General features: G+C 70.5%; 17 protein-coding genes and 1 riboswitch. Of the genes, 5 read left to right on the top strand and 12 right to left on the bottom strand.

The window, feature by feature from the left end:
* Positions 1 to 15: 15 nt before the first annotated feature.
* The 11 genes from cobN to AJAP_RS30700 form a co-directional block, all read right to left on the bottom strand.
* Complete coding sequence (gene cobN / locus AJAP_RS30755) at positions 16 to 3,597, bottom strand: cobaltochelatase subunit CobN (RefSeq protein WP_038517871.1); 3,582 nt, start codon at positions 3,595 to 3,597, stop codon at positions 16 to 18.
* 53 nt (positions 3,598 to 3,650) lie between these two features.
* A riboswitch (cobalamin riboswitch) is annotated at positions 3,651 to 3,723 on the bottom strand.
* A gap of 52 nt (positions 3,724 to 3,775) precedes the next feature.
* Complete coding sequence (locus tag AJAP_RS30750; RefSeq protein WP_038517869.1) at positions 3,776 to 4,453, bottom strand: response regulator transcription factor; 678 nt, start codon at positions 4,451 to 4,453, stop codon at positions 3,776 to 3,778.
* On the bottom strand, positions 4,438 to 5,880 hold the full coding sequence (locus tag AJAP_RS30745; protein WP_228694640.1) for a sensor histidine kinase: 1,443 nt from the start codon (positions 5,878 to 5,880) through the stop codon (positions 4,438 to 4,440). Before AJAP_RS30745 ends, AJAP_RS30750 begins: the two co-directional genes overlap by 16 nt.
* Positions 5,864 to 6,112: a hypothetical protein gene (locus AJAP_RS30740; RefSeq protein WP_037346637.1), complete on the bottom strand. Its 249-nt coding sequence runs from the start codon at positions 6,110 to 6,112 to the stop codon at positions 5,864 to 5,866. Before AJAP_RS30740 ends, AJAP_RS30745 begins: the two co-directional genes overlap by 17 nt.
* A gap of 56 nt (positions 6,113 to 6,168) precedes the next feature.
* Positions 6,169 to 7,323, bottom strand: a complete 1,155-nt coding sequence (locus AJAP_RS30735) for a glycerate kinase family protein (protein ID WP_038517864.1) — start codon at positions 7,321 to 7,323, stop codon at positions 6,169 to 6,171.
* 17 nt (positions 7,324 to 7,340) lie between these two features.
* Positions 7,341 to 8,777 carry an SLC13 family permease gene (locus AJAP_RS30730; RefSeq protein ID WP_084098394.1) on the bottom strand — a complete coding sequence of 479 codons (1,437 nt, stop codon included), beginning with the start codon at positions 8,775 to 8,777 and terminating at the stop codon, positions 7,341 to 7,343.
* A 237-nt stretch (positions 8,778 to 9,014) separates the two neighbouring features.
* Positions 9,015 to 10,268 (bottom strand): HNH endonuclease signature motif containing protein, encoded by a 1,254-nt coding sequence (locus AJAP_RS30720; protein WP_038517859.1) that lies wholly within the window; start codon positions 10,266 to 10,268, stop codon positions 9,015 to 9,017.
* A 134-nt stretch (positions 10,269 to 10,402) separates the two neighbouring features.
* A complete protein-coding gene (locus tag AJAP_RS30715) occupies positions 10,403 to 11,065 on the bottom strand; it encodes a UvrB/UvrC motif-containing protein (protein WP_038517857.1) in 663 nt (220 codons plus the stop codon).
* Positions 11,062 to 11,307, bottom strand: a complete 246-nt coding sequence (locus AJAP_RS30710; protein ID WP_005162705.1) for a helix-turn-helix transcriptional regulator — start codon at positions 11,305 to 11,307, stop codon at positions 11,062 to 11,064. The genes AJAP_RS30715 and AJAP_RS30710 overlap by 4 nt, the downstream gene beginning before the upstream one ends.
* 3 nt (positions 11,308 to 11,310) lie before the next feature.
* Positions 11,311 to 12,162, bottom strand: coding sequence for an ABC transporter permease (locus tag AJAP_RS30705; protein ID WP_038517855.1), 852 nt, complete (start codon positions 12,160 to 12,162; stop codon positions 11,311 to 11,313).
* Positions 12,159 to 13,064 (bottom strand): ABC transporter ATP-binding protein, encoded by a 906-nt coding sequence (locus tag AJAP_RS30700; RefSeq protein WP_038517852.1) that lies wholly within the window; start codon positions 13,062 to 13,064, stop codon positions 12,159 to 12,161. Before AJAP_RS30700 ends, AJAP_RS30705 begins: the two co-directional genes overlap by 4 nt.
* 98 nt (positions 13,065 to 13,162) lie before the next feature.
* On the opposite strand from AJAP_RS30700, the gene AJAP_RS30695 reads away from it, so the two are divergent.
* The 3 genes from AJAP_RS30695 to AJAP_RS30685 are packed head-to-tail and all read left to right on the top strand — an operon-like array spanning position 13,163 to position 16,364.
* On the top strand, positions 13,163 to 14,242 hold the full coding sequence (locus tag AJAP_RS30695; RefSeq protein WP_038524181.1) for a precorrin-3B synthase: 1,080 nt from the start codon (positions 13,163 to 13,165) through the stop codon (positions 14,240 to 14,242).
* Positions 14,239 to 14,862 (top strand): precorrin-8X methylmutase, encoded by a 624-nt coding sequence (locus tag AJAP_RS30690; RefSeq protein WP_016332061.1) that lies wholly within the window; start codon positions 14,239 to 14,241, stop codon positions 14,860 to 14,862. The genes AJAP_RS30695 and AJAP_RS30690 overlap by 4 nt, the downstream gene beginning before the upstream one ends.
* Positions 14,859 to 16,364, top strand: a complete 1,506-nt coding sequence (locus AJAP_RS30685) for a precorrin-2 C(20)-methyltransferase (protein ID WP_038517849.1) — start codon at positions 14,859 to 14,861, stop codon at positions 16,362 to 16,364. The genes AJAP_RS30690 and AJAP_RS30685 overlap by 4 nt, the downstream gene beginning before the upstream one ends.
* Here AJAP_RS30685 and AJAP_RS30680 read toward each other — a convergent pair.
* Positions 16,355 to 16,984, bottom strand: a complete 630-nt coding sequence (locus AJAP_RS30680) for a response regulator (protein ID WP_228694638.1) — start codon at positions 16,982 to 16,984, stop codon at positions 16,355 to 16,357. The genes AJAP_RS30685 and AJAP_RS30680 overlap by 10 nt on opposite strands.
* A gap of 94 nt (positions 16,985 to 17,078) precedes the next feature.
* On the opposite strand from AJAP_RS30680, the gene AJAP_RS30675 reads away from it, so the two are divergent.
* The gene (locus AJAP_RS30675; protein ID WP_051972644.1) at positions 17,079 to 20,747 is read left to right on the top strand and encodes an nSTAND1 domain-containing NTPase; all 3,669 of its coding nucleotides are present in this window, start codon (positions 17,079 to 17,081) and stop codon (positions 20,745 to 20,747) included.
* A gap of 615 nt (positions 20,748 to 21,362) precedes the next feature.
* Complete coding sequence (helR, locus tag AJAP_RS30670; RefSeq protein ID WP_038517843.1) at positions 21,363 to 23,549, top strand: RNA polymerase recycling motor ATPase HelR; 2,187 nt, start codon at positions 21,363 to 21,365, stop codon at positions 23,547 to 23,549.
* Positions 23,550 to 23,554: the final 5 nt, after the last annotated feature.

The raw sequence follows: 23,554 nt of genomic DNA, 5'->3' as shown, positions 1-23,554 counted from the left end.
CCGCCAACAGGCAAGTCAGGATTCGAGATCCCCCTCCAGCGATAGGTAGACCTCGCGCAGCTGAGCCAAAAGATCGGCGTCCGGCTCCGCCCACAGCCCCCGATCGGCCGCCTCGTTCAGCCGCTCGATGATGCCGCGCAGCGCCCACGGGTTGGCCTGGCGCAGGAACTCCTGGTTGACCTCGTCGAGCACGTAGGACTCGGTGAGCTTCTCGTACATCCAGTCACCGACGACACCCGCGGTGGCGTCGAAACCGAACAGGTAATCGACCGTCGCCGCCAGCTCGAAAGCGCCCTTGTAGCCGTGCTTGCGCATCGCCGCCAGCCACCGCGGGTTGACCACGCGGGCCCGGAAGACGCGGGCGGTCTCCTCGCCGAGCGTGCGGGTGCGGACGGCGTCCGGGGTGGTGCTGTCGCCGACGTAGGACGCGGGCGCGGTCCCGGTCAGCGCGCGGACCGTCGCGATCATCCCGCCGTGGTACTGGAAATAGTCGTCGGAGTCGGCGATGTCGTGCTCGCGGGTGTCGGTGTTCTTGGCCGCCACCACGATCCGCTTGTACGAGTTCTCCATGTCCTCGCGCGCCGGCCTGCCGTCGAGGTCGCGGCCGTAGGCGAACCCGCCCCAGACCGCGTAGACCTCGGCGAGATCCTTGTCGTCGCGCCAGTTCCCGGAATCCATCAGCGGTAGCAGACCCGCCCCGTACGCGCCCGGCTTGGAGCCGAAGATCCTCGTGGTGGCCCGGCGTTCGTCGCCGTGCGCGGCCAGATCCGCGCGGGTGTGGGCTCGCACGAAGTTCTGTTCGTCCGGCTCGTCGAGGTTCGCCACCAGGCGCACGGCGTCGTCCAGGAGGGTGATCACATGCGGGAAGGCGTCACGGAAGAAGCCACTGATCCGCACGGTGACGTCGATCCGCGGACGGCCGAGCTCGGCGAGCGGGATCGCCTCGATCCCGGTGACGCGCCGCGAAGCCTCGTCCCAAACCGGCTGGACACCCAGCAGGGCAAGGACTTCCGCCGCGTCGTCACCCGACGTGCGCATCGCCGACGTGCCCCAGACCGAGAGACCGACCGAACGCGGCCAGTCGCCTGTGTCCTCCTTGTAGCGGCGGAGAAGCGAGTCCGCGAGCGCCTGTCCAGTTTCCCATGCGAGACGGCTCGGGATGGCCTTCGGGTCGACGGTGTAGAAGTTGCGGCCGGTCGGCAGCACGTTGATCAGGCCGCGCAGCGGAGAACCGCTGGGTCCCGCGGGGATGTAGCCGCCGTCGAGCGCGTGGAGCACGGCGTCGATCTCGGCACCGGTGCCCGCCAGACGTGGCACGATCTCGGTGGCGGCGAAGGTCAGCACGCGCGCGACCTCCTGGTGTTCCGGTACTTCGGCGACGACCTCGGCGACGGCGGCGGGGGACCAGTCCCTGGCCTCCATCGCCTCGACGAGCGAGCGGGCCGTCTGCTCGATGGCGTCCACTTCGGACAGTGGGGCGCCGCTGTTCTCCTTGAGCCCCAACGCGGACCGCAGACCGGGGACCGCGCCCTGTTTGCCGCCCCACATCTGCTGTGCGCGCAGCATGGCGAGCACGAGGTTGATCCGCGCCTCGCCCACCGGCGCGGCGCCGAGGATGTGCAGGCCGTCGCGGATCTGGGCGTCCTTGACCTCGCACAGCCAGCCGTCGATGTGCAGTAGGAAGTCGTCGAACTCCGCGTCGTGCGGGCGTTCTTCGACACCGAGGTCGTGGTCCAGTTTCGCGGCCTGGATCAGCGTCCAGATCTGCGCGCGGACGGCGGGCAGTTTCGCCGGGTCCATCGCGGCGATGTTGGCGTGCTCGTCGAGGAGCTGCTCCAGTCGGGCCATGTCGCCGTAGCTCTCGGCGCGGGCCATCGGCGGGATCAGATGGTCGACGATCGTGGCGTGCGCGCGCCGTTTCGCCTGCGCGCCCTCGCCGGGGTCGTTGATCAGGAACGGGTAGATCAGTGGCAGATTGCCCAGGACGGCGTCCGGCGCGCACGAGTCCGAGAGACCCGCGGTCTTGCCGGGAAGCCATTCCAGCGAACCGTGTTTGCCGAGGTGGACGACGGCGTGCGCGCCGAATTCCTCCTCCAGCCAGCGGTACGCGGCCAGGTAGTGGTGGCTCGGCGGGAGATCCGGGTTGTGGTAGATCGCGACCGGGTTCTCGCCGAAACCGCGCGGCGGTTGGATCATCAGGATGACGTTGCCGGACTGCAGCGACGCCAGCACGATGTCGCCGTTGTCGACGTAAAGCTCGCCGGGCGCCGGGCCCCAGTGCTCCTCCATGCCCTCGCGCAGTTCCGCGGGCAGCTCGGCGAACCACTCGCGGTATTTGTCCGCGGGCACGCGGATCGGGTTGCCGGACAGCTGTTCCTCGGTGAGCCACTCCGGATCCTGGCCGCCCGCGGCGATGAGCGCGTGGATCAGAGCGTCGCCGTCGGGCTGGTCGGTGCCGGTGGGCTCGACGCCGGGGAACGGATCGTCGCCGAGGTCGTAACCCTGGTCGCGCATGCGGCGCAACAGTTCGATCGCGGACGCGGGCGTGTCGAGGCCGACGGCGTTGCCGACGCGGGAATGCTTCGTCGGGTACGCGGACAGCATCAGCGCGATCCGGCGTTCCGGCGGGGGAGTGTGGCGCAGACGCGCGTGCGCGAGCGCGATCTTGGCGACCCGCGAAGCGCGCTCGGCGTCCGGCACGTACTTGGGGAGGCCGTCGTCGTCGATCTCCTTGAACGAGAACGGGACGGTGATGAGGCGGCCGTCGAACTCGGGGACGGCCATCTGGTTGCCCGCGTCGAGCGGCGAGAGGCCGTCGTCGTTCGCGGACCAGGTCTCGCGATCGCTGGTGAGGCACAGCGCCTGCAGGATCGGGATGTCGAGCGCGGCCATCTCGGCGACGTCCCACGCCTCGTCGTCCCCGCCCGCGCCGACCTCGGACGGGCGGGTGCCGCCGGCGGCCAGCACGGTGACCAGGAGCGCGTCGGCCTTGGCCAGCTCGGCCATCATCTCCGGCTCGCGGGTGCGCAGGGAGGCGCAGTGGATCGGGAGCGCGCGGCCCCCGGCGTCCTCGACGGCGTCGGCGAGGGCGTGGACGAACTCGGTGTTCCCGGACAGGTGATGCGCCCGGTAGTAGAGGATCGCGACGACCGGTCCCTCGGTGCTCTTCGGCTCGCGCTCCAGGACACCCCACAGCGGCTGCACGGCGGGCGGCTCGAAGCCGTCACCGGTGAGCAGGAGCGTGTCGCTCAGGAACCGGTGCAGCTGCGTGAGGTTGGCCGGGCCGCCCTGCGCCAGATACGCGTGCGCCTCCGCCGCGGTGCCGGCCGGGACGGTGGACAGCTTCATGAGCTGCGCGTCCGGCGTCTGCTCGCCGCCGAGGACCACCACGTGCGCGCCGCTCGCGCGGACCGTGTCGAGGCCTTCCTGCCAGCTTCGTTCGGAGCCGAGGATCCGGACGACGACGATCTTGGCGCCGTCGAGCAGGGCGGGCAGCTCCGCGAGGTCGAGGCGGGCCGGGTTGGCCAGCCGGTACTCGGCCTCGCTGGAACGGGCGCTGAGCAGGTCGGTGTCCGAAGTGGACAGAAGCAGGATCACGGCAGTCCTCACTCGGGGTGTCCGCGCCCCGGGTCGTGTGGTCGCGACGGCCGGAGTTCCTGGCTTCCCTCCCTGGCCGGGAGGATGACAGTGGCGGGACCGCCCCGGACTCTCACCGGGTTCCTCCGCCGCCGTCGCGTGGGTCTTGAGTTCACTCTCCGGTGCGGTCCGGCGGGAGTCAAGGTGATGTGTGGCCGGGGTCGAACGCGTACCCCATACCCCGCGCGGTGCGGATGTGGCCCGCCCCGATCTTGCGGCGCAGGGTGCGGACGTACACGTCGACGATGTTGGAGCCCGGGTCGAAGTCGTACCCCCACACGTGGGAGAGGATCTGCTCACGGGTCAGCACCTGGCCCTGGTGGCGGATGAACAGCTCCAGCAGGGCGAACTCGCGCGAGGTCAGGTCGACGCCGGCGCCGTCGACGTCCGCGCGGCGCGTGCGCAGATCCAGCGACAGCGGGCCAGCGTGCAGCACGGTGGTCTCGGCGACGAGTTCGGTGCGGCGCAGCCGGAGCCGGATCCTGGCCAGCAGCTCGTCGAAGCGGAACGGTTTGGCCATGTAGTCGTCGGCGCCGCCCTCCAGCCCGGCCAGGGTGGTCTGCGGCGAATCGTGCGCGGTGAGGATCACCACCGGGGTGGTGTTGTGGTGTTCGCGCAGCGTCCGCAGCACGGACAGGCCGTCGCGGGAGGGCAGGCCGAGGTCGAGCACCAGCAGGTCGTAGCCGTCGCCGAGGGCGTACTGGAGAGCCTGCTCGCCGTCCGCGACGACGGTGGTGGTGAAGCCGTTGGCGACGAGCCCCTTGCGGACGAACGACGCGATGCGCTCCTCGTCCTCGGCGATCAGGATACGGGCCACGGCGTGCCTCCTTCGGCTGAATGAACAGGGATTTCGATGGTGAACCGGGCGCCGTGCCCCGGGGCGGATTCCAGGCGCACCAAGCCGTGCTGAGCCTCGGCGATGGCGCACACGATCGCCAGCCCGAGCCCGGCCCCGCTCCGATGACCGCCCGACGGCCCCCGGTTGAACCGCTGGAAGATCTTCTCGGCGTCCTCCCGCGGCACTCCAGGGCCATGGTCGGCCACCCAGAACGACACGGTGTCCTCGGTGACGGCCGAGCCGATCAGGATCTCGTCGCCGTCTTCGGTGTGCTGGACGGCGTTCTGGGCCAGCTGCACGACGGCCTGGGTCGTGCGCTGCTCGTCGAGCGGCACTTGGCCTTCGCCGAGCGCCTCCAGCCGCCAGCGACGATCGCCGATGGTGCGGACCTTGGCGTAAAGATCGCTGGTCAGCTCGGTGACGTCGGTGGGGGCGAGGGTGACGAAGTCGGGCTGCTCGGCCTTCGCCAGCAGCAGGAGATCCCCGACGATGCGGTTCATGCGGTCCAGTTCGTCGACGCACAGCCGGATCGCCTCGGCCCGCGCGACCGGGTCGTCGTCGAGCAGTTCGAGATGGCCGAGCACGATCGTGATGGGCGTCCGCAGTTCGTGGCCGGCGTCGTCGAGGAAGCGCCGCTGGGTGGCGAACGCGAGGTCGAGCCGGTCGAGCATGGCGTTGAACTGTTCGGCGAGCGCGGCGACGTCGTCGCGGCCGTCAACCGGGATGCGGCGGGTCAGGTCGTGCTCGGTGATCTCGGCGGCGGCGCGGCGCACCAGCCGCACCGGGGCGAGGATCTGGCCGGCGACCAGCCACGCCGCGGCCCCGGCCAGGACGAGCCCGAGCAGCCCGACGAACAGCAGGGTCCGCACGGTGGTGGCGATCTCGGCGCGGTCGCGGTCCACGAAGTAGCCGACGACGAACGAACCGCGGTCACCCTCGCGGGTGCCGGACGCGTCGACACGGATCCAGCGCATCTCCCCGGCGGGGGTCTCGACGCTGCCGCTGCGCGCCGGGTCGGCGAGGATCGGATCCAGCACCGCCGGGCTCTCGCCCAGCCGGAACGGTTCCTCGCGGTCCTGCAGGATCGGCCCGGACGACGGCGTCCAGGCCAGGACCACTTCGTCATCGTCGACGTACTGGCGCCGCAGGTGCGCCGACAATGCGGACCGCACGTCCGGGAACGGCTGCCCGGTGGCGCGGTCCACCCCCTCGGCCAGCACCTGGCCGAGTTCGGCGGCCTCCTGCTCGAGCGCCGCGTTGACGTCGCTGTCGACCTCGCGCAGCAACAGGTTGTACGTGACCAGCGTCGTCGACACCGTCACCACGGCGACGAGCAGCAGCAGCCAGCCCATGATCCGGACGCGCGCGGGGACCGCCCGCATCCTGGGTTCAGTCGTCGTCGGCACCGTCGTCGTCCTGGTCGTCGCCGGGCGGGACCACCGGGGGCGGTGGCACGACCACCGGCGTGGAACTGCTCGGCGGAGGGGGCTGGGTGGTCGACGTCGGATGTTCCTTCAGTTTCACCTCGATCGGCGCCTGCGGCGCGGGCGGCTCCGGCCATGCCCAGGTGACCGCGGCCGCACCGAGCGGGAGCGCCACGGCGGCGATGAGCAGGGCGATACGCGGCGAACGGGCCATGGCTCCACCCTTCCGGTCGTCGATGTGGCGAAGATGAGGACAAGATGAAGGAATCTTCACATAACGGGCGTGGACAGGCGGGTGCCGACCAGCACGAGCCGCAGCAACCGTTCGGCGGCGTCGGTGAGGAACTCCGCGCCGCGCAGGATCGCCTCGTCCAGATCCACCGGGCCGGGCTGGATGGCCTGGAAGGCGTCGATGCCGACCGCGTAGGTGGTGTCGGCGTCCATGCCGATCCGCCCGGCGAGCGCGACCACCGGCTTGCCGTGCGCCTTGGCCCGGCGCGCGACCTCGGCGGGCACCTTCCCGTGCGGGGTCTGGGCGTCGATCGTGCCCTCGGCGGTGACCACGAGATCGGCCGCCGCCAGCCGCGCGTCGAGGTCGACGTGGTCCAGCAGGACTTCGAAGCGCGGCAGCAGCCGGGCTCCCAGCGCCGCGCACAGCCCCGCGCCGAGACCGCCGGAAGCACCCGATCCGGGGACGAGCGCGACCTCGGCGCCCAGGTCGCTGCGCAGGACGCCGGCCCAGTTGTCGAGCGCCGCCGCCAGCCGCTCCACCTGCTCGGGAGTGGCGCCCTTCTGCGGGCCGAACACCCTGGCCACGCCGCGGGGGCCGCACAGGACGTTGTGCGGGTTGACCGCCAGCCGGAGTTCGGTGCCCGCGAGTCTCGGATCGAGCCCGGACACGTCGATGTGCCGGGCCCGCGCCAGCTCCGCCCCGCCGGGCCCCACCTCCTGACCGGCGCGATCGAGCACCCGGGCGCCCAGCGCCTGGAGCGCCCCGGCTCCGCCGTCGGACACGCCGGAATCGCCGCAACCGACGAGCACCGACGAACAGCCCGAGTCGAGCGCGGCGATCATCAGCTCGCCGACGCCCCGGCTGGTGGTGCGCCCGGGATCGCGGCGATCGGCGGGCACCAGGCGAAGACCCGCGGCCGCCGCCATCTCGACCACCGCCGTCGACCCGTCACCGAGAATCGCGAAATGGGAGCGCACCGGCAGCCCGACCGGGCCGGTGACGACGGTGTCCACGATCTTCCCGCCGGTGCTCCCGGCCAGCGCCGCGGCCGACCCCTCGCCGCCGTCCACGAGCGGGACGCGGTCGATCTCCGCGAACGGGACGACCCGCAGCACGCCCTCGGCGATGGCGTCGGCGGCGGCTTCGGCACCGAGACTTTCCTTGAACCCACTGGGGGCGACGACGATCCGCATGACTTCCTCCTGATGGTTCACGGGATGAGCGAGAGGCCGAGGTGCGGCCAGACGAGCAAGGCGAAGACGGCGACGACGACCACGTGCAGCGGCGCGAGCACCTTCGAAAGCCGGAGCAGGTCGCGGGACGAATAGGTCGGCACGCCGTCGATGTCGGAGAAGAGCGCGACCGGTTTGGCGGACGAGGTGAGCGTGTGGCAGAACCCCGCCGCCGCGGTGGAGGCGAACACCGCCGCGGCCGGGGCCAGCCCGGTGGCCGCCGCGAGCGGGATCACCACCGGCACCAGCACCGAAGACCGCGCCGACCGGGACTGCACCGCCAGATGCGCGGCCGTGCTCACCACGATCACCGCCGCCAGCACGACCCACGCCGGAGCGCCCCGGACGGGACTCAAGGCCACGTCCGCCACCCATGCCGCCGCGCCCGACCCCACCAGCGCGCCGCCCAGCGCGGCCGTCGCGGCGGTGAAGAGCAGCAACGACCACGGCACGGTCTTCAGCGCAGTACCCGTCGTGACCCGATGCGGTGGCACGCACATCGCCAAGGCACCGACGAGCCCGACCAGCGCGGGCGGCAGTCCGTGCCACGGCTCGGTGCACCACAGCACCAGCACGGCGCCGATGGTGACCGCCGCGAACCGTTCCGTCCGGGTCCACGGCCCTCGCGGCGGGAACCTGGAGCGCAGGTCGAACCGCTCACGACGGTCTTCGCGGGTGGTGAACAACCGCAAGACGACCTCGGCCGCGAGGTGGCACGAGACCACCGCCAGCGGCAGGCCGAGCAACAGCCAGCGCAGGAAGCCGATGCCGTCGCCGGTCGCTTCACGCAGAAGCTGATCGGCCACCAGATGCGCGCCCGCGCCGATGAGCGTCGAGACCGCCGACAGCAACACCACCGTGGGGAACAGCACTGAGAGCGCCTTGACCATCCGCGGGAGCGCGCTCGCCAAGGCGGTGAACACCGGCACGGCCAGCGCCGCCCGCCCCGACGTCGAGGGGACCACCAGCGACGAGACCACCACCGCGACCGTCGACAGATGCGCCAGCCCGCGCACCGATCGCGCCCGCGCGGGGACCATGGCCACGAACCGGTCGACCAGTCCTGACGCGGTCAGCCCCGCCGCCAGTACGAACGCCGCGATCAGCAGCCACACCAGATCCGCGCCGAGGGTGGCGAACAGGTCGGCGGGCGCCAGCACTCCGGCCACGGCAAGGACGGCCACCGCCGCCAACGCGATCCAGGTGTCGTCCACGCTGGTCAGTACCCACGCGCCCACGGCCGCGGCGAAGACGGCCAGGACCAGTGCGCCCTGCCAGCCCGGTCCGCCGGGCACGAGCGCTGTGGACAGCGCCGGGATGGCCGCGGCGGGGATCAGCCATGCCTTGGTGTGCCGGGGTTTTTCGGGGTTGGTGGGTTTTCTCGGTGGGCTGGTCGTGTAGGTGTAGGCGGTCACGGTGATGAGCTTGTGACGCGCTTCTGAATCGTCCGTTAAGGACGGATGAGGAGGTCTTCATGTTGGCTTGGCGGCTGTTGCCGTGCGAGGGGCAGGTCGTGACTGGTCCGGTGGTGATGGACTGTGTGGATTTTGGGGCGTTGGATGACCAGAAATCCACACAGTCACCGGGCCTGTCCGGCGCAGGGCATGCCGAGGGGCCCGTCGCCTGGGGGTGGCTGGCGGGCTCCTCGGGGCCTAGACGTGGTGCAGGGTGTTACGGCGGGGTTTTCGGAGCGGGTCCCGGTATTGGGGTGGGATGAATTCCGGTAAACCATCAGCGGCCATCCGTACTTCCCAGTCACCGTGGTGGATCAGCCGATGATGGAAGCCGCAGAGCAATACGAGGTTCCGGAGGTCGGTGGGTCCGCCGTCTGCCCAGTGATGAATGTGATGGGCGTGGCAATTCTTCGGTTTCCGATGACACCCGGGGAAGGCGCAGCCGCCGTCGCGGATGTTCAACGCGCGTCTCTGGCCTGGAGTGACGAACCGCCTCAGCCGCCCCATATCCAGCGGTTCCCCCGAGGCACCCATCACGACCGGCACCATCAGGCAATCGCAGGCGGCAAGCCGGGCTTCCCGTGCCGTCATCGTCCCCACGAAGTCGAGACACGCGGTCCCGAGACCCGACTTCAGTTCCTCAAGTCCGACGGTGACGTGCACGAGGGTCCGATAGCCACTGGTCCCCGGCTGGTCCGGGCACGCGATCGCCAGATCGAGGAGCTCGGCCCAGGCGTCGCCCATGCGCTCGCACTTCATCCGCAGATCCGCCTGCCCGAACTCATCCACCGGCCGCGGCTGCGCGTGCGCCTCCAACGCCGCCGCCGTGCGAGCACCGGTCTCGTCATCGAGAAGACCGGTCAGTTTCCAGAACCCGTCTTTGCGGCGTTCGAGGGTGATCTCGCGGCGTGGTTCCTTGGGCTCGGGGTCTTTGGGTTCGTTGCCGTCAGGGTTGAGCAAGCCCTGCAAGTTCGCCTCGGCCTTGGCGAGCTGGCGGGGACCGGCATTCGGGGCGAGGTTGGCGAGGATCTGCTCCGCACCGGCCCGATCCTCGGCCGAAATGTCGGCGGGGAGGTTTTTCAGGATCTCCAGGATCTGATCGATCCGTTCGTCCCCGACCAGTCCCTGAGCGGCGACCGCAGCAGTGGCGGGAGCGAGAGGCGGAACCTCCGTGCCATCCAGAGCGCGGGTGGGGTTCAAGGCGATGGCGCGCTTCACCACCGCACTGGCCTCGCCACGTGACAATCCCGCGATCTCGGCGAGCCAGCTCGCCGTGCTGCCATGCCCGTACAAGTCTTTGGCGCCCCGAGACTCGATCTCCGCCAGGAACTGCCCCAGACAGGCGGTCGCGATCCGGATCACCTGCAAAGCGTGCTGCACGCCATGGGCAAGCTCCAGCTTGCCGGCGCGCCACAGCTCCTGCGGCAACTCGGGGAGGAAGGTCTCGGGCACGACTCCATAATACCCGAAAAAATCGAACACGTGTTCGTAATTTTAAGCAACCAGCAAACCGTACGAACAACACTGAAGAGTGAAACGGTCACTGACCCGAATCATCCTGCGTTGAACCTCACGCATTTAGTCGACTAAGTGCGGCGAAGGATGGCGACCATTTCCCGCAGCGAAACGACCGCCTCGGCCAGATCCACCGGATCGACGGTCGCCGCCCATTCCCGGATGAGCTCGGACCGTCGCCGCTCGACCGCTTTCTCCTTGTCGCGGATGAGGGCCGCCTGGGTGTACTCCTGCGCATCGACGGCTGCTTCCTTGCGTCGCCGATATTCGGCGATCTCGGAAGTCAGCGCCTCGATCTCGACGGGCGGGTCCGCGGGGCCGCGCGTCGGAGTGCCGGGCCCGGGGCCTCCCCAGATGGCGTTCTCATCCAGAAAGGGAGCCCAGATCCGCGCGTAAGCCTCCCGCACCCGCTCCTCGGTCACCCCGTGTTCGCCCAGGACGCGAGCCGCTCCGCCCCCGGCGGCCAGCAGGCCGACGACCAGCTCCGCCAAACCCGAGGATCGAGGCACGCCAAGGACTTCGGCCGTGACCGGATAGCCGTCGATGCTTCCGGCGGCAGGCGACGAAGGAGCTTTCTCCAGTTGCCACACAAGGACATCGCGAGAGATCCCCAAAGCGCCAGGGAGTGCATACCCCACACCATCGTCGAGGACCGCGAGCAGAAGTTCCTCGCCCCCGATGCGATCGCGCCCCAGCCGGACCGCGTGCGCGTGCGCCCGCTCCAGCAGGCTCACGCCGACCGCTCCGACGAAGAGTCCCCGATCCGCGGGAAAGGGGCGGTGGAGAAGATGATCTCCACCGCCACCTCGAAGAACTCCGCGATCCGCAGGGCGAGGTAGAGGCTCGGGCTGTACTCGCCGCGTTCGAGGTAGCCGATGGTCTGGTAATGCACGCCCAGCGCATCGGCGAGTTCGCGGCGGGAAATGCCCCGTTCCGCCCGCAACATCGCGATCCGGTTGTAAACGACCTCGCTCATGAGCTAGCCAATTCGCTGCATCGCCTTTTCCCGTCGTGCCGCCACCGAGGACCCGGACTCGCGCCGCGCCATGCGCCGCAGGACGACCGGGGCCAGCGTCAATCCGATCACGGCCCACACCGACAGCACGCCGAGGGTCTCCCAAGGCCGCCAGGACTGGCCGATCTCGATGATCACCGTCGAGTCCGGCAGCAGCGCCGACCGCATGCCGAGGCCGAGCCAGTACATCGGGAACACCTGCCCGAGGTATTGCAGCCACTCCGGCAGCGCGGTGATCGGGTAGAAGATCCCCGAGATCGCGCCGATCCCCAGTGTCGGCAGCATGATCAGCCCGATGCTGCGCGCGTTCGAGGTCAGCGAGCCGAAGATCGCGCCGATCGGCATCGTGGCGAGCAGGCCGAGCACCAGCACCCACAGCAGGCCCAGCCACGACGTCAGCCCGCCGGGCGCGATGCCGTCGAACAGGATCAGGCTGGGGATCAGTACCAGCAGCATTCCGATGACGGTGCTCATCGACACCGTGACGACCTTGCCGACGAGGTAGCCGATCATGCCGTTCGGCGTGGCCTTGGCGCGCAGGAGCGTGCCGTCTTCGCGTTCGACGGCGAGGACTCCCGCCATCCCGAGCATGCCGCTGAACACGATCGACGCGCCCAGCACGCTCGGCACGGTGGCGGCGCCGAGCGAGAACTCCGTGCCCGGCAGTTTCGCGCCGCGCATGAAGAACATGACGATCACGAAGATCGCCGGGTACAGGAAGGTGTTGAAGAGGTCTTCCCGGTTGGTCATCATCTGGCGGGCCTCGAGCCAGCCGCGTCGGACGCCCAGCCGGACACTGTGCTGAATCGTGTTCATCGCGCGCCCACCGCCTCCAGGGACTCGGCCTTGCGGACCAGGGTCATGTACGTGTCTTCGAGCGACGCCCGCCGGACCTCCAGATCGCCGATGGCGTCCCCGTGCTGCTTGAACAGTTCGTGCACGTACTTCGTCGATTCGGTCGTGGAGTGCACGAACCGCTGGCCGTCCAGCGTCCAGCGCACCTCGGCCTCGCCGGCGATCTGCCTGCTCAGCGCGTCGGCCGAACCGTCGGCCACGATGCGGCCGTGGTTCAGGATCAGGATCCGGTCGGCCAGCTTCTCGGCCTCGTCGAGGTCGTGCGTGGTCAGCAGGATCGTCGTGTCGTCGTCATCGGTCAGCCGGTGCACGAGTTCGTGGAACTCGCGCCGCGCCTCCGGGTCCAGCCCGGCGGTCGGCTCGTCGAGGAACAGCAGTTCCGGGCGACCGACGATGCCGATCGCGACGTCGAGCCGCCGCCGCTGCCCACCCGAGAGCATCCGGACCTTCTTGTCCGCGTGCTCGGTCAGGCCGACCGCGGCGACCAGTTCGTCCGGATCCCACGGCCGCTTGATGCGGTCCGTGGAGTACGGCGCGTAGTAGCCGCCCAGGTGCTCCAGCAGCTCGCGCACCCGCCATTTCGCGTGGTCACGCCAGGCCTGGAGGACGACCCCCAGCCGCGCCCTCCAGTTCTCGTCGGCGTGCGCCGGGTCGACGCCCAGCACGCTGACCTCGCCCTCCGACCGCATCCGGAAGCCTTCGAGGATCTCGATCGTCGTGGTCTTGCCCGCCCCGTTCGGGCCGAGCAGGCAGATCACCTCGCCGCGGTGCGCGGTGAAGTCGACGCCGTGGAGTACGTCGTTCGTGCCGTACCGCATCCGGAGATCTTTGACGGAGATCATCACGTCGTGTGGATCTCTCATTGGTCACCCCCATCTCAGTGCTGCGATCGAATGTAGCACACCTACTACATATGAGCTGAGACATACTCTCGGTGGAATCGGCCATCTACAGTGAGCGCATGTCCACGAGCGCACGTGTCCGAGCCGACGCGTGCCCTGGTGTTTTCGCCACGCACGACGCGGCCGACGGTCCGCTCGCCCGGATCCGGCTGCCCGGCGGCGCCATCACCGCGGCCCGGTTCAGGGCGCTCGCCGACGCCGCCGACGACCTCGGTGACGGCGCCCTCCACTTGACCTCCCGCGGCAACGTGCAGCTGCGCGGAATCACCCGGCCGGGGCTCGCGGGCAGGCTCGCCGCGGCCGGGCTCCTGCCTTCGCCGTCACACGAACGCGTCCGCAACATCCTCGCTTCGCCGCTGAGCGAGACCGCGCAAAAGCTCGCTCAGGAACTCGACGAGGCCTTGTGTGCCGTCCCGGAGCTGGCCGAGCTCCCCGGACGCTTCCTTTTCGCGTTCGACGGCGGCCAGGGTGACGTCGCCGGTGAGGGCGCCGACGTCTGCTGGCGCGACGGGGCCGTACTGCTCGCGGGCGAGGACACCGGCCTGCGCGTCCCCGCCGAGCACGCCGTCGAGACGCTGCTCGCGGTCGCGCGCGCGTTCCTGCGCACGAGGGGAACGGCCTGGCGGATCAGCGAACTCGCCGACATCGAGCCGCTCGTCAGGGGCATCCCAGGCGAAATGACGGAGCCGCGGGAGTTCGAGGTGAACCCGGGCCTCCCGATCGGGCCGATCGGTGACGCGATCGGGGTCGCCGCGGTCTTCGGCAGGCTCACCTCGGCTCAGGCGCGCGCGATCGCGAACGCGGGGAACGCCGTTGTCACGCCGTGGCGATCGATCCTGGTGCTCGGTCCCTTGGCCGCGGACACGGGGCTGATCACCGATCCGGACGCGCCTTCGCTCGGGGTCAGCGCCTGCATCGGGCATCCGGGCTGTGCCAAGTCGCTGGCCGACGTGCGGGCCGACGCGGCGCGGGTCGGGCGGACGCCGAGAGCCCATTTCGCCGGTTGTGAACGGCGCTGCGGCAAACCCGCGCGCGAGCACGTCGACGTGCTCGCGACGGAGGACGGTTATCTGGTCGACGGGGCGTTCGTCCCGGTCGGCGAGCTGGCGAGGACGTTGGCGGAGAAAGGGACACAGTGATCGACTACATCCGGGACGGGGCCGAGATCTACCGGCATTCGTTCGCCACCATCCGTGAGGAGGCGGATCTCGCGATCCTGCCCGACGACGTCGCGGTGCTGGCCGTGCGGATGATCCACGCCTGCGGGATGGTCGACCTGGTCGACGACCTCCGCTACAGCCTGGACGTGGTGGAATCCGGCCGCGCCGCGCTCGAAGCGGGCGCGCCGATCCTGTGCGACGCGAACATGATCGCCTCCGGGGTGACCCGCAAACGTTTGCCTGCCGCCAACGAAGTGCTGTGCACGCTGTCCGATCCGAAGGTGCCCGGGCTGGCCGAGCGGATGGGCACCACCCGGTCCGCGGCCGCGCTGGAGCTGTGGCGCGACAAGCTGCCCGGTTCCGTGGTGGCGATCGGCAACGCGCCCACCGCGCTGTTCCGCCTGCTGGAACTGCTCGAAGAAGGCGTCGGTGCCCCGGCGGCGATCATCGGGGTCCCGGTGGGCTTCATCGGCGCCGCCGAGTCCAAAGTGGAGCTCGCGAAGCGGGCACCGGCCCCGTACCTGGTGGTGCACGGACGACGTGGCGGCAGCGCGATGGCCGTCGCCGCGATCAACGCGATGGCGAGTGAGGTCGAATGAGCGGGCTCGGAAAACTCTGGGGTGTCGGGCTCGGACCGGGTGACCCCGAGCTGATGACGGTCAAGGCCGCGCGCCTGATCGGCGAGGCCGACGTCATCGCGTATCACAGTGCGCGGCACGGCCGGAGCATCGCGCGTTCGGTCGCCGAGCCGTACCTGCGGGACGGCCAGATCGAGGAGAAGCTGGTCTACCCGGTCACGACCGAGACCACCGACCATCCCGGCGGCTACGAAGGCGCCATCGCCGATTTCTACGAGCTGAGCGCGAAACGGCTTGCCGAGCATCTCGACGCCGGACGCGACGTCGTCGTGCTCTGCGAAGGCGACCCGTTCTTCTACGGCTCCTACATGTACATGCACGAACGCCTCGCCGACCGCTACGAAGCGACCGTGGTGCCGGGCGTGACCTCGGTCAGCGCGGCGTCGTCGGTGCTCGGCCGCCCGCTGGTGCAGCGCGACGAAGTCCTCACGATCCTGCCCGGCACGCTGCCCGCGCCGGAGCTCGCGCGCCGCCTGGCCGACACGCAGGCCGCGGCGGTGCTCAAACTCGGCCGCACGTTCGGCAACGTCCGCGAGGCGCTGGTCGAAGCCGGGAAGCTGGACGACGCCTTCTACGTCGAACGGGCGACCTGGCAGGCGCAGCGCGTCGAGCCGTTCGCCGACGTCGACCCGGAGTCGGTGCCGTACTTCTCGCTGGCGCTGCTGCCCAGCCCGGCCTACGCGTCCCGGCTCGCCGACGAACCCGAAGTCACCCGGGAGCAGGAAACGCATACCGGCGGCGAAGTCGTGGTCGTCGGCCTGGGCCCGGCGGGTCCGGACTGGCTGACCCCCGAAGCGACCGCGGAACTGGCCGCGGCGGAGCACATCGTCGGCTACGGCCCGTACGTCGCGCGGGTGCCGCAGCGCGCGGGCCAGCAGCGGCACGCGTCGGGCAACCGCGTCGAGGCCGAACGCGCCGTCGAAGCGCTCGAACTGGCCGCCGACGGGGCCAAGGTCGCGGTGGTCTCGTCGGGCGATCCCGGCGTGTTCGCGATGGCATCGGCGGTACTGGAGCAGGTCGCGGCCGGACACGGCGCGGGCGCACGGGTGCGGATCGTGCCGGGCGTGACCGCCGCGCAGGCGGCCGCGTCCCGGGTCGGCGCGCCGCTCGGCCACGACTACTGCGTGCTTTCGCTGTCCGACCGGCTCAAGCCGTGGGAGATCATCGAACGTCGGCTGGACGCCGCGGGTGCGGCGGATCTCGTGCTCGCGCTGTACAACCCGGCGTCCCGCACGCGGACCACGCAACTCGCGCAGGCCCGCGACGTCCTGCTCCGGCACCGTGCGCCGGAGACGCCGGTGGTCGTCGCCCGGGACGTCGGCGGCCCCGAGGAGGACATCCGCGTGGTCACCCTCGGCACCCTCGATCCGGCCAGCGTGGACATGCGCTGCCTGCTGATCATCGGCTCGTCGAAGACCCGCGCCGAGAACGGCATCGTCTGGACACCTCGCACCTACGAGTGACGGCCGAGCCCGGCGTTCCTGGCCTGGGCGAGCAGCACCTCCCGGTCGTCGATGCCGGCCTTCGCGTGGATCGACGTGACGACGTTGCGCACGGTCTTGGGCGCGAGCCCGAGCCGTCGCGCGACGGCCGGGATCGTCAGGCCACCCGCCAGGAGGTCGAGCACCTCGTGTTCGCGCGGGGTCAGCCGTGGGAACGCCCGCATCGGCTGCGAAGCGGCCAGCAGGCCGTAAAGCCGGTCCGCGGCGCGCTCGCCGAACACGACCGCGCCCGCCGCGACCCCGCGGATGAACCGGATCAGATCGTCGGGGCCCGCGCTGCGGGACAGGACGCCGCGCGCGCCCGCGAGCATCGCGGCGACCACGAGTTCGCCGTCGCCGGGCGGGGTCAGCACCAGCACGGCGGTGTCCGGTACGCGCGACGACACCTCGCGCGTGATCGCCAGCCCGTCGAGTGAGGGCGGATGGACGGACAGGACGAGGACGTCCGGCCGCAGCACGCTGGCGTGCCAGACCGCTTCACGTTCGTCGGGGGTATGGGCGACCACCTCCAGCTCCGAGGACGCGGGCGGTTGGGGGACGCCCGCGAAGACCACGGTCACCGCATGGGTTCGAATCGGCACGCCATCGGTTGTAGCGCAGAACTTTTGTACAGTGTCGGGCCGTTTTCGGTGAACAATGTCCAATCGGTAACGGTTCGACGATCAGGGGGGCCTGGTGCCGAGACGCGAGCGCCCGCTGGGGCCGGGCGACGACGTCGTCGTGAGCTTCGCGGCGGATCTTCGCCTGCTTCGCGAGAAGGCCGGCGGGCCGACGTACCGCGAGCTTTCGACCCGCGCGGGCTACTCGGCCGCCGCGCTTTCCGAAGCCGCCGGCGGACGGAAGCTGCCCGGGCTCGCGGTCACGACGGCGTACGTCACCGCGTGCGGCGGTGACGTCGCGGCGTGGGAGGAACGTTGGCGCGCGGTCGCTGCCGGGCTCGCCGCGACCTCCGGCGAACGCGACGAAACCGAACTCCCGTACCTCGGGCTGGCCGCGTTCCAGACGGCCGACGCCGACCGCTTCTTCGGCCGCGAGCGGCTGGTCGCCGAGCTGACCGGCAAGCTCGCGGAACGACGGCTCGTCGGCGTCTTCGGCGCGTCGGGGTCCGGAAAGTCGTCCGTCCTGCGGGCCGGGCTGGCGGCGGTGAGCGAACGCCCCGTCGTCCTTCGCACGCCAGGGGCGCATCCACTCGACGAGGACCTCGACGCCGAGGGACGGCTGCTGATCGTCGACCAGTTCGAGGAGGTCTACACGCTCTGCGGCGACCGGATCGAACGCGAGAAGTTCATCGACGCGCTGGTCGCGCTCGCCCGCGACGAGCACGGCACGCGGGTCGTCCTCGGTGTCCGCGCGGATTTCTACGGTCACCTCTGCCGTCACGCCGGTCTGGTCGAGGCGCTCACCGACGCACAGGTGATGGTGGGCCCGATGACCGCCGACGAACTCCGGACCGCGATCGTCGAACCCGCCGTCCGCGCGGGGTGCCGGGTCGAGGCGGCGCTGGTCACGACGCTCGTCGCCGACGCGACCGGCCAGCCGGCGATGCTGCCGCTGGTGTCGCACGCCTTGCTGGAGACGTGGCGGCGGCGTCAGGGGATCACGCTGACCAGTGCGGCGTACGAGGCGGCCGGCGGGATCCTCAACGCGATCGCGCGGACCGCGGAGGCGGTCTACACGGATCTGGAGCCGGACCGGCAGCGCGTCGTACGGCAGATCTTCCTGCGCTTGACCGCGCTCGGCGAAGGCACCGAAGACACGAAGCGCCGTCTCAACCGGCGCGAACTCGACGACGACCCAGCGACGACGGAGGTTCTCGAACGCCTCGCCGACGCGCGCCTGCTCGTCCTCGACCGCGACGGCGTCGAGATCGCCCACGAGGCCTTGATCCGTAGCTGGCCGCGGCTGCGCGACTGGCTCGCGGAGGACCGCGAAGGGCATCGCCTGCACCGGCAACTGGCCGAGGCGACGGAGCTGTGGGAGTCGCTGGATCGCGACAAGGGCAGTCTCTATCGCGGCACGCGGCTGGGGCTCGCGGCCGAATGGGCGGACCGGGAGCCGGACGCGCTGAGCGCGCGCGAGCGGACGTTCCTCCAGGCCGGGCTCGACGCCGAAGCCGAGGAGACCGCCGTCGGCCGCAAACGGACGCGGAGGCTGCGAAGACTCGTCGCGCTCCTCGGCGTCCTGCTGCTCCTGGCGGGTGTCGCCGTCGGGTATGCCGTCGACGCCGGGCGGACCGCCACCGAACAGCGGAACGAGGCGCTCGCGCGCAAGGCCGTCGTCGAGGCGAAGACGTTGCGGGAGTCCAATCCGGCGCTGTCGACCCAGCTCAGTCTCGCCGCGTACCGGCTCGCGCCGATCCAGGAGACCCACGACGGCCTGCTCACCGCCATGGCGGCGCCGTTCGCCACGCGGATGACCTTCGACCCCGGCGACGTCACCGTCGCGCTGAGCGGGCAGCTCATGATCACTTCCGACTCCTACCGGGCGACGCAGGTGTGGTCCATCGCCGATTCGCGGCATCCAGAACTCCTGGCGACGCTGCCCGGATCGGAGGAGGTCCGCGGGCCGCTGGCGTTCAGCCGCGACGGGCACGCGCTGGCGACGGTCACCCGGGATCATCGGGTCCGGCTCTGGGATCTGACCGATCCGCGGCGTCCGGTGCGGAAGGCGGACGTCACCGGGCATCGGGAGGTCGTGATCTCCGCCGACTTCGGCTCCGACGGCCGGACGCTCGTCACCGGGTCCGACGACCGCACCGTGCGGCTCACGGACGTCACCGACCTCGGCGCGCCGAAACCGCTCGTGGTGCTCGGCGGGACCCCGGCCGCGCAACTCGCGCGCGCCGCGTTCAGCCCCGACGGCAAGCTGCTCGCGGTCACGAACACGAACTGGACGGCGGAGCTCTGGGACGTCACCACCCCGTCCGCGCCGCAGCGGCGCTCCGTCCTTTCCGGACACAAGGATCTTCAGCTCACGCCGTCGTGGAGCCCGGACGGCAGGCGGCTGCTCACCACCAGCTGGGATCGCACCGCGAGACTGTGGGACGTCGCCGATCCGGCGGCGCCGCGGCCCTTGTCGACGTTGACCACCCCGGCCGTCGTCTGGGCGGCCGGGTTCAGCCCGAGCGGCAGGCTCGTGGTGACCGCGGGGGACGACCAGTCCGTGCGTATCTGGGACGTCACGGGGCCGGCGAAGGAGCTGCCGCCGCTGTCCGGGCACACGAACGCCATCTGGTGGACCGCGTTCTCCCCGGACGGCAAGACCATCGTGTCCACCAGCGCCGACCGCACCGTCCGGCTGCAGGACGTCGGCGAACTCGCGCTGGCGTCGAGCGCGGGCTGGAACGTCGGCGCCTTCCTCGAACAGGGGCGGATCCTCGTCACCGCGGGGGACGACGTGCGGCTCTGGGCGATGGACGATCTCCGTGCCCCGAGGCAGCTTTCGAAGCTGCCCGGGCCCGCGACCGTCACCGCGGTCGCGGTGAGCCCGGACCGGCGGAGTCTCGCGCTGGCGGCGCACGCCGGTGCCGGGGTGGCCGGGACCTTCGTGCTCCAGCGTTGGGACATCAGCGATCCGACGGCGCCGAAACTGCTGGCGTCGACCGAGGTCCTGCCGACCTACTCGCTCGCCTTCAGCTCGGACGGGAAGACCTTCGCCTCCGGCCGCGACGACGGACCGATCACGCTCTGGGACGTCAGCGACCCGCGGCGGTTCACCGGGCCGCGGGATCTGCCGGTCGGCGACGGCACGGTGTGGTCGCTCGCGTTCACGCCCGACGGGCGGACGCTCGTGGCGAGCCAGGGGCCGGACTCGTCCGCGGTGACCTTGTGGGATGTCGCGGACCCTCAACGGCCCAGCCTGGTGTCGACCCTGCGGCCCGACGGCGGCACGGTGTTCAAGATGGCGCTCAGCCCCGACGGCCGCACGGTCGCCGCGGGCAGCAGCGACCGGAACGTCTACCTGTGGGACATCACCGATCGCGCGCACGTCGCGCGGCCGGTCAAACTGGGCGGGCACTCCGAAGGCGTCGGGCCGCTCGCGTTCGGCCCGGACGGCCGGGAACTGGCGGCGTCGGCGTTCCGGACGGTGCGCGTCTGGGACGTGGCCGATCCGCGGAAACCGGTGGAGACGGCGCAGCTCACCGGCTTCGCGGCGACGGTCAACTCGCTGGCGTACCGGGACGACGGGCATACGCTCGCGATCGGGAGCAGCGGTGTCCAGCTGTGGCAGACGGACACCGCGAAAGTGGGCGAGGAGATCTGCAGGCTGGCGACGCCGAGGATCACGCGGGAAGAGTGGGAGAAGTACTTTCCGGGGCTCGAATACGCGCCACCGTGCGGATGAGCGACTCCCGGAGGCCCGTGAGGAAAGCTGTCGGGTGAGGTGGGCGGTGTCGCAGGGGCTTGAGCGAACAATGTCCACAAAGGACACCAGTCGGCAGGTTGCTGTACGTTTGATGCGCATCTGTGCGGTTTTGGCTGGGGTCGTGAGTGTTTTGGGTCGTTAGAGCCAAGGGTGTCTTAAGTACCTACGCGGAGCGCGGCTGCGGCTGATCCAACCTGCGTCAGTAGGACTAGCGGAGTGGTGTGGGCTGAAGGCTCCCTTCACCGAGTCTGACGCGACGAAAGGAGCCTTCGCCCCCCGGTCGGCTACGGGGAGCGGCGGTTCGGTCACAGGTGTCGCCTCGTGAGTGTTTTGGGTCGTTAGAACGACCCAAAACACTCACGACCCCTTCGCAAAACGCCCGAATCGGGCCCGATTGTCCCGGAAGTGTCCCCAGCGGACAGACGAATGCCGAGACCTGACCTTCAGAGCAGGGAACAGGCCCGACGGGGCCGAGAAGTAGACGGAGTAACTCCCTCCGTAATAAACATATAGCGCATGGGGGGACTTGCCACAAGACCCCGGTGATGCCTCAGACTCACTCGCCGTAGCCGAAACCTGGCGAAATGGGAGTCTGTGTCAACTCAGGGTCATGAACAAGAGCTCCGGTCCGAACGCGAGTACGTCGCCGGGCTCTACACGCGCCTGGACGCCGAACGCGCGCGGGTGAAGGGGGAGTACCAGGCCGCGCTGGGCGGGACCGGCGGGACGGCCATGGAACGTGACGTCGAGGTGCGCGCGCTGGCCAGGGAGTCGCGTCGGCTGGATGTCGTCGATAACGGGCTGTGCTTCGGCAGGCTCGACAGCCTCGCGGGGGAGACCTCGTACATCGGCCGCATCGGTCTCTTCGACGAGGAGAACGACTACGAACCGGTGCTGCTCGACTGGCGGGCGCCGGCGGCGCGCCCGTTCTACACCGCGACCGCCGCGACGCCGGAGAAGATGCGCCGTCGCCGTCAGTTCCACACGCACGGCCGTGAGCTGCTCGGGTTCACCGACGAGGTGTTCGGCCGCCCCGGCGGTGACGCGGAGGGTGACGCGGCGCTGCTCGCGGCCGTCAACGCGCCGCGTGGCGAGGGGATGCGGGACATCGTCGCGACGATCCAGTCCGAACAGGACGAGATCATCCGGCACGAGCACCCCGGAGTGCTGGTGATCGAGGGCGGGCCGGGGACCGGGAAGACCGTGGTCGCGCTGCACCGCGTCGCGTACCTGCTCTACACGCAGCGCGAGCGGATGGAACGCCACGGCGTGCTCGTGGTGGGGCCGAACCCGGCGTTCCTGCACCACATCGGCCGTGTCCTGCCGTCGCTGGGCGAGACCGACGTGGTGTTCATGACCACCGGCGATTTCGTGCCCGGCAAGCACATCACGGCCGAGGACGGCCCGGAGGCCACGCGGCTCAAGGGTTCGCTGAAGATGCTGGACGTGCTCAAGGCCGCCGTCGCCGACCGGCAGCGGCTGCCCGAGGAGCCGGTGCTGATCGACCTCGCCGACGTCACCGTGCGGATCGACGCCGAGACCGCGGAATGGGCCCGCGACGAGGCACGCAAGAGCGGCCTGCCGCACAACGAGGCGCGCGGGACGTTCACCGACATCGTCACCTACGTGCTGACCGAGCGGGCGATCGCGCGGATCGGCCGCGGTTGGCTCAGCCGGGACGACCGTGACGAATGGGAGCGGCTGCGGAAGGACCTGCTGAAGGAACTGGCGGAGAGCGAGACGTTCACCGCCGCGCTCGACGCGCTCTGGCCGATCCTGACGCCCGAAAGCCTGCTGGGGACGCTGCTTTCGTCGTCAGAGCGGCTTCGCGCGGCGGGGGCCGACCAGGCGTTGCTGCGCGCAGACGGCGAGGCCTGGACGGTGTCGGACACGCCGTTGCTCGACGAACTCGTCGACCTGCTCGGCCGCGACAAGGCGGAGGACAAGGCCGCCGAGATGGCGCTCGCGCGGGAGAAGAAGGCGGAGGCCGAGTACGCCGAAGGTGTGCTCGACACGATGAAGCTCGACCGCGAGGAGATGGACGAGGATGTCATGCTGTCGGCGGAGAACCTGCTCTTCGCCGACGAACTCGCCGACCGGTTCGTCGAGCACGACACGCGCAGCCTCGTCGAGCGTGCCTCGGCGGACCGGGACTGGACGTACCGGCACGTCGTGGTCGACGAGGCGCAGGAACTGTCCGAAATGGACTGGCGGGTGCTGATGCGGCGCTGTCCCAACCGGTCGTTCACCGTCGTCGGCGATCTGGCGCAGCGCCGGTCCGAGGCCGGGGCGCGCTCGTGGGACGCGATGCTGAAGCCGTACGTGCCGGGGCGCTGGGTGTACCGCTCGCTGACGGTGAACTACCGCACCCCGGCGGAGATCATGGCCGTCGCGGCGTCGGTGCTCGCCGAGTTCGCGCCCGAGGTCCGGGCCCCGGAATCGGTGCGCTCCAACGGGGTCCGGCCGTGGGCGCGGCAGGTCGACGCGGAATCCCTGGCCGGTGCCATCGAGGAGTTCGTCAAGGACGAAGCCGGGCGTGAGGGCACGAGCGTCGTGATCGGGCCGCCCGGCGTGCCGGGCACGGTGCCCGCGTCGGAGACGAAGGGGCTCGAGTACGACGCCGTCCTCGTCGTGGACCCGGAACGGATCCTGGCCGATGGCCCGCGAGGTGCCGCTGAGCTCTATGTGGCGCTGACGCGCGCTACGCAGCGCCTCGGCGTCCTTCACGAGGCTCCGCTGCCGCCCGCGTTGCGGGGGCTGAAGGACGCTTTCCCCGCATGAGACGC

Origin of the sequence: Amycolatopsis japonica (genome assembly GCF_000732925.1) — a bacterium.
In the GTDB taxonomy this organism is placed as follows: Bacteria; Actinomycetota; Actinomycetes; order Mycobacteriales; family Pseudonocardiaceae; genus Amycolatopsis; species Amycolatopsis japonica.
Note: the sequence above shows the minus strand (reverse complement) of the source record. Positions and strands in the feature narration are given on the sequence as shown.

Coding starts and splice junctions, on each gene's coding strand:
- AJAP_RS30685 (WP_038517849.1), top strand. CDS start 14,859: ATGAGCGGGCTCGGAAAACTCTGGGGTGTCGGGCTCGGACCGGGTGAC.
- AJAP_RS30740 (WP_037346637.1), bottom strand. CDS start 6,112: ATGGCCCGTTCGCCGCGTATCGCCCTGCTCATCGCCGCCGTGGCGCTC.
- AJAP_RS30705 (WP_038517855.1), bottom strand. CDS start 12,162: ATGAACACGATTCAGCACAGTGTCCGGCTGGGCGTCCGACGCGGCTGG.
- AJAP_RS30700 (WP_038517852.1), bottom strand. CDS start 13,064: ATGAGAGATCCACACGACGTGATGATCTCCGTCAAAGATCTCCGGATG.
- AJAP_RS30710 (WP_005162705.1), bottom strand. CDS start 11,307: ATGAGCGAGGTCGTTTACAACCGGATCGCGATGTTGCGGGCGGAACGG.
- AJAP_RS30735 (WP_038517864.1), bottom strand. CDS start 7,323: ATGCGGATCGTCGTCGCCCCCAGTGGGTTCAAGGAAAGTCTCGGTGCC.
- AJAP_RS30695 (WP_038524181.1), top strand. CDS start 13,163: ATGTCCACGAGCGCACGTGTCCGAGCCGACGCGTGCCCTGGTGTTTTC.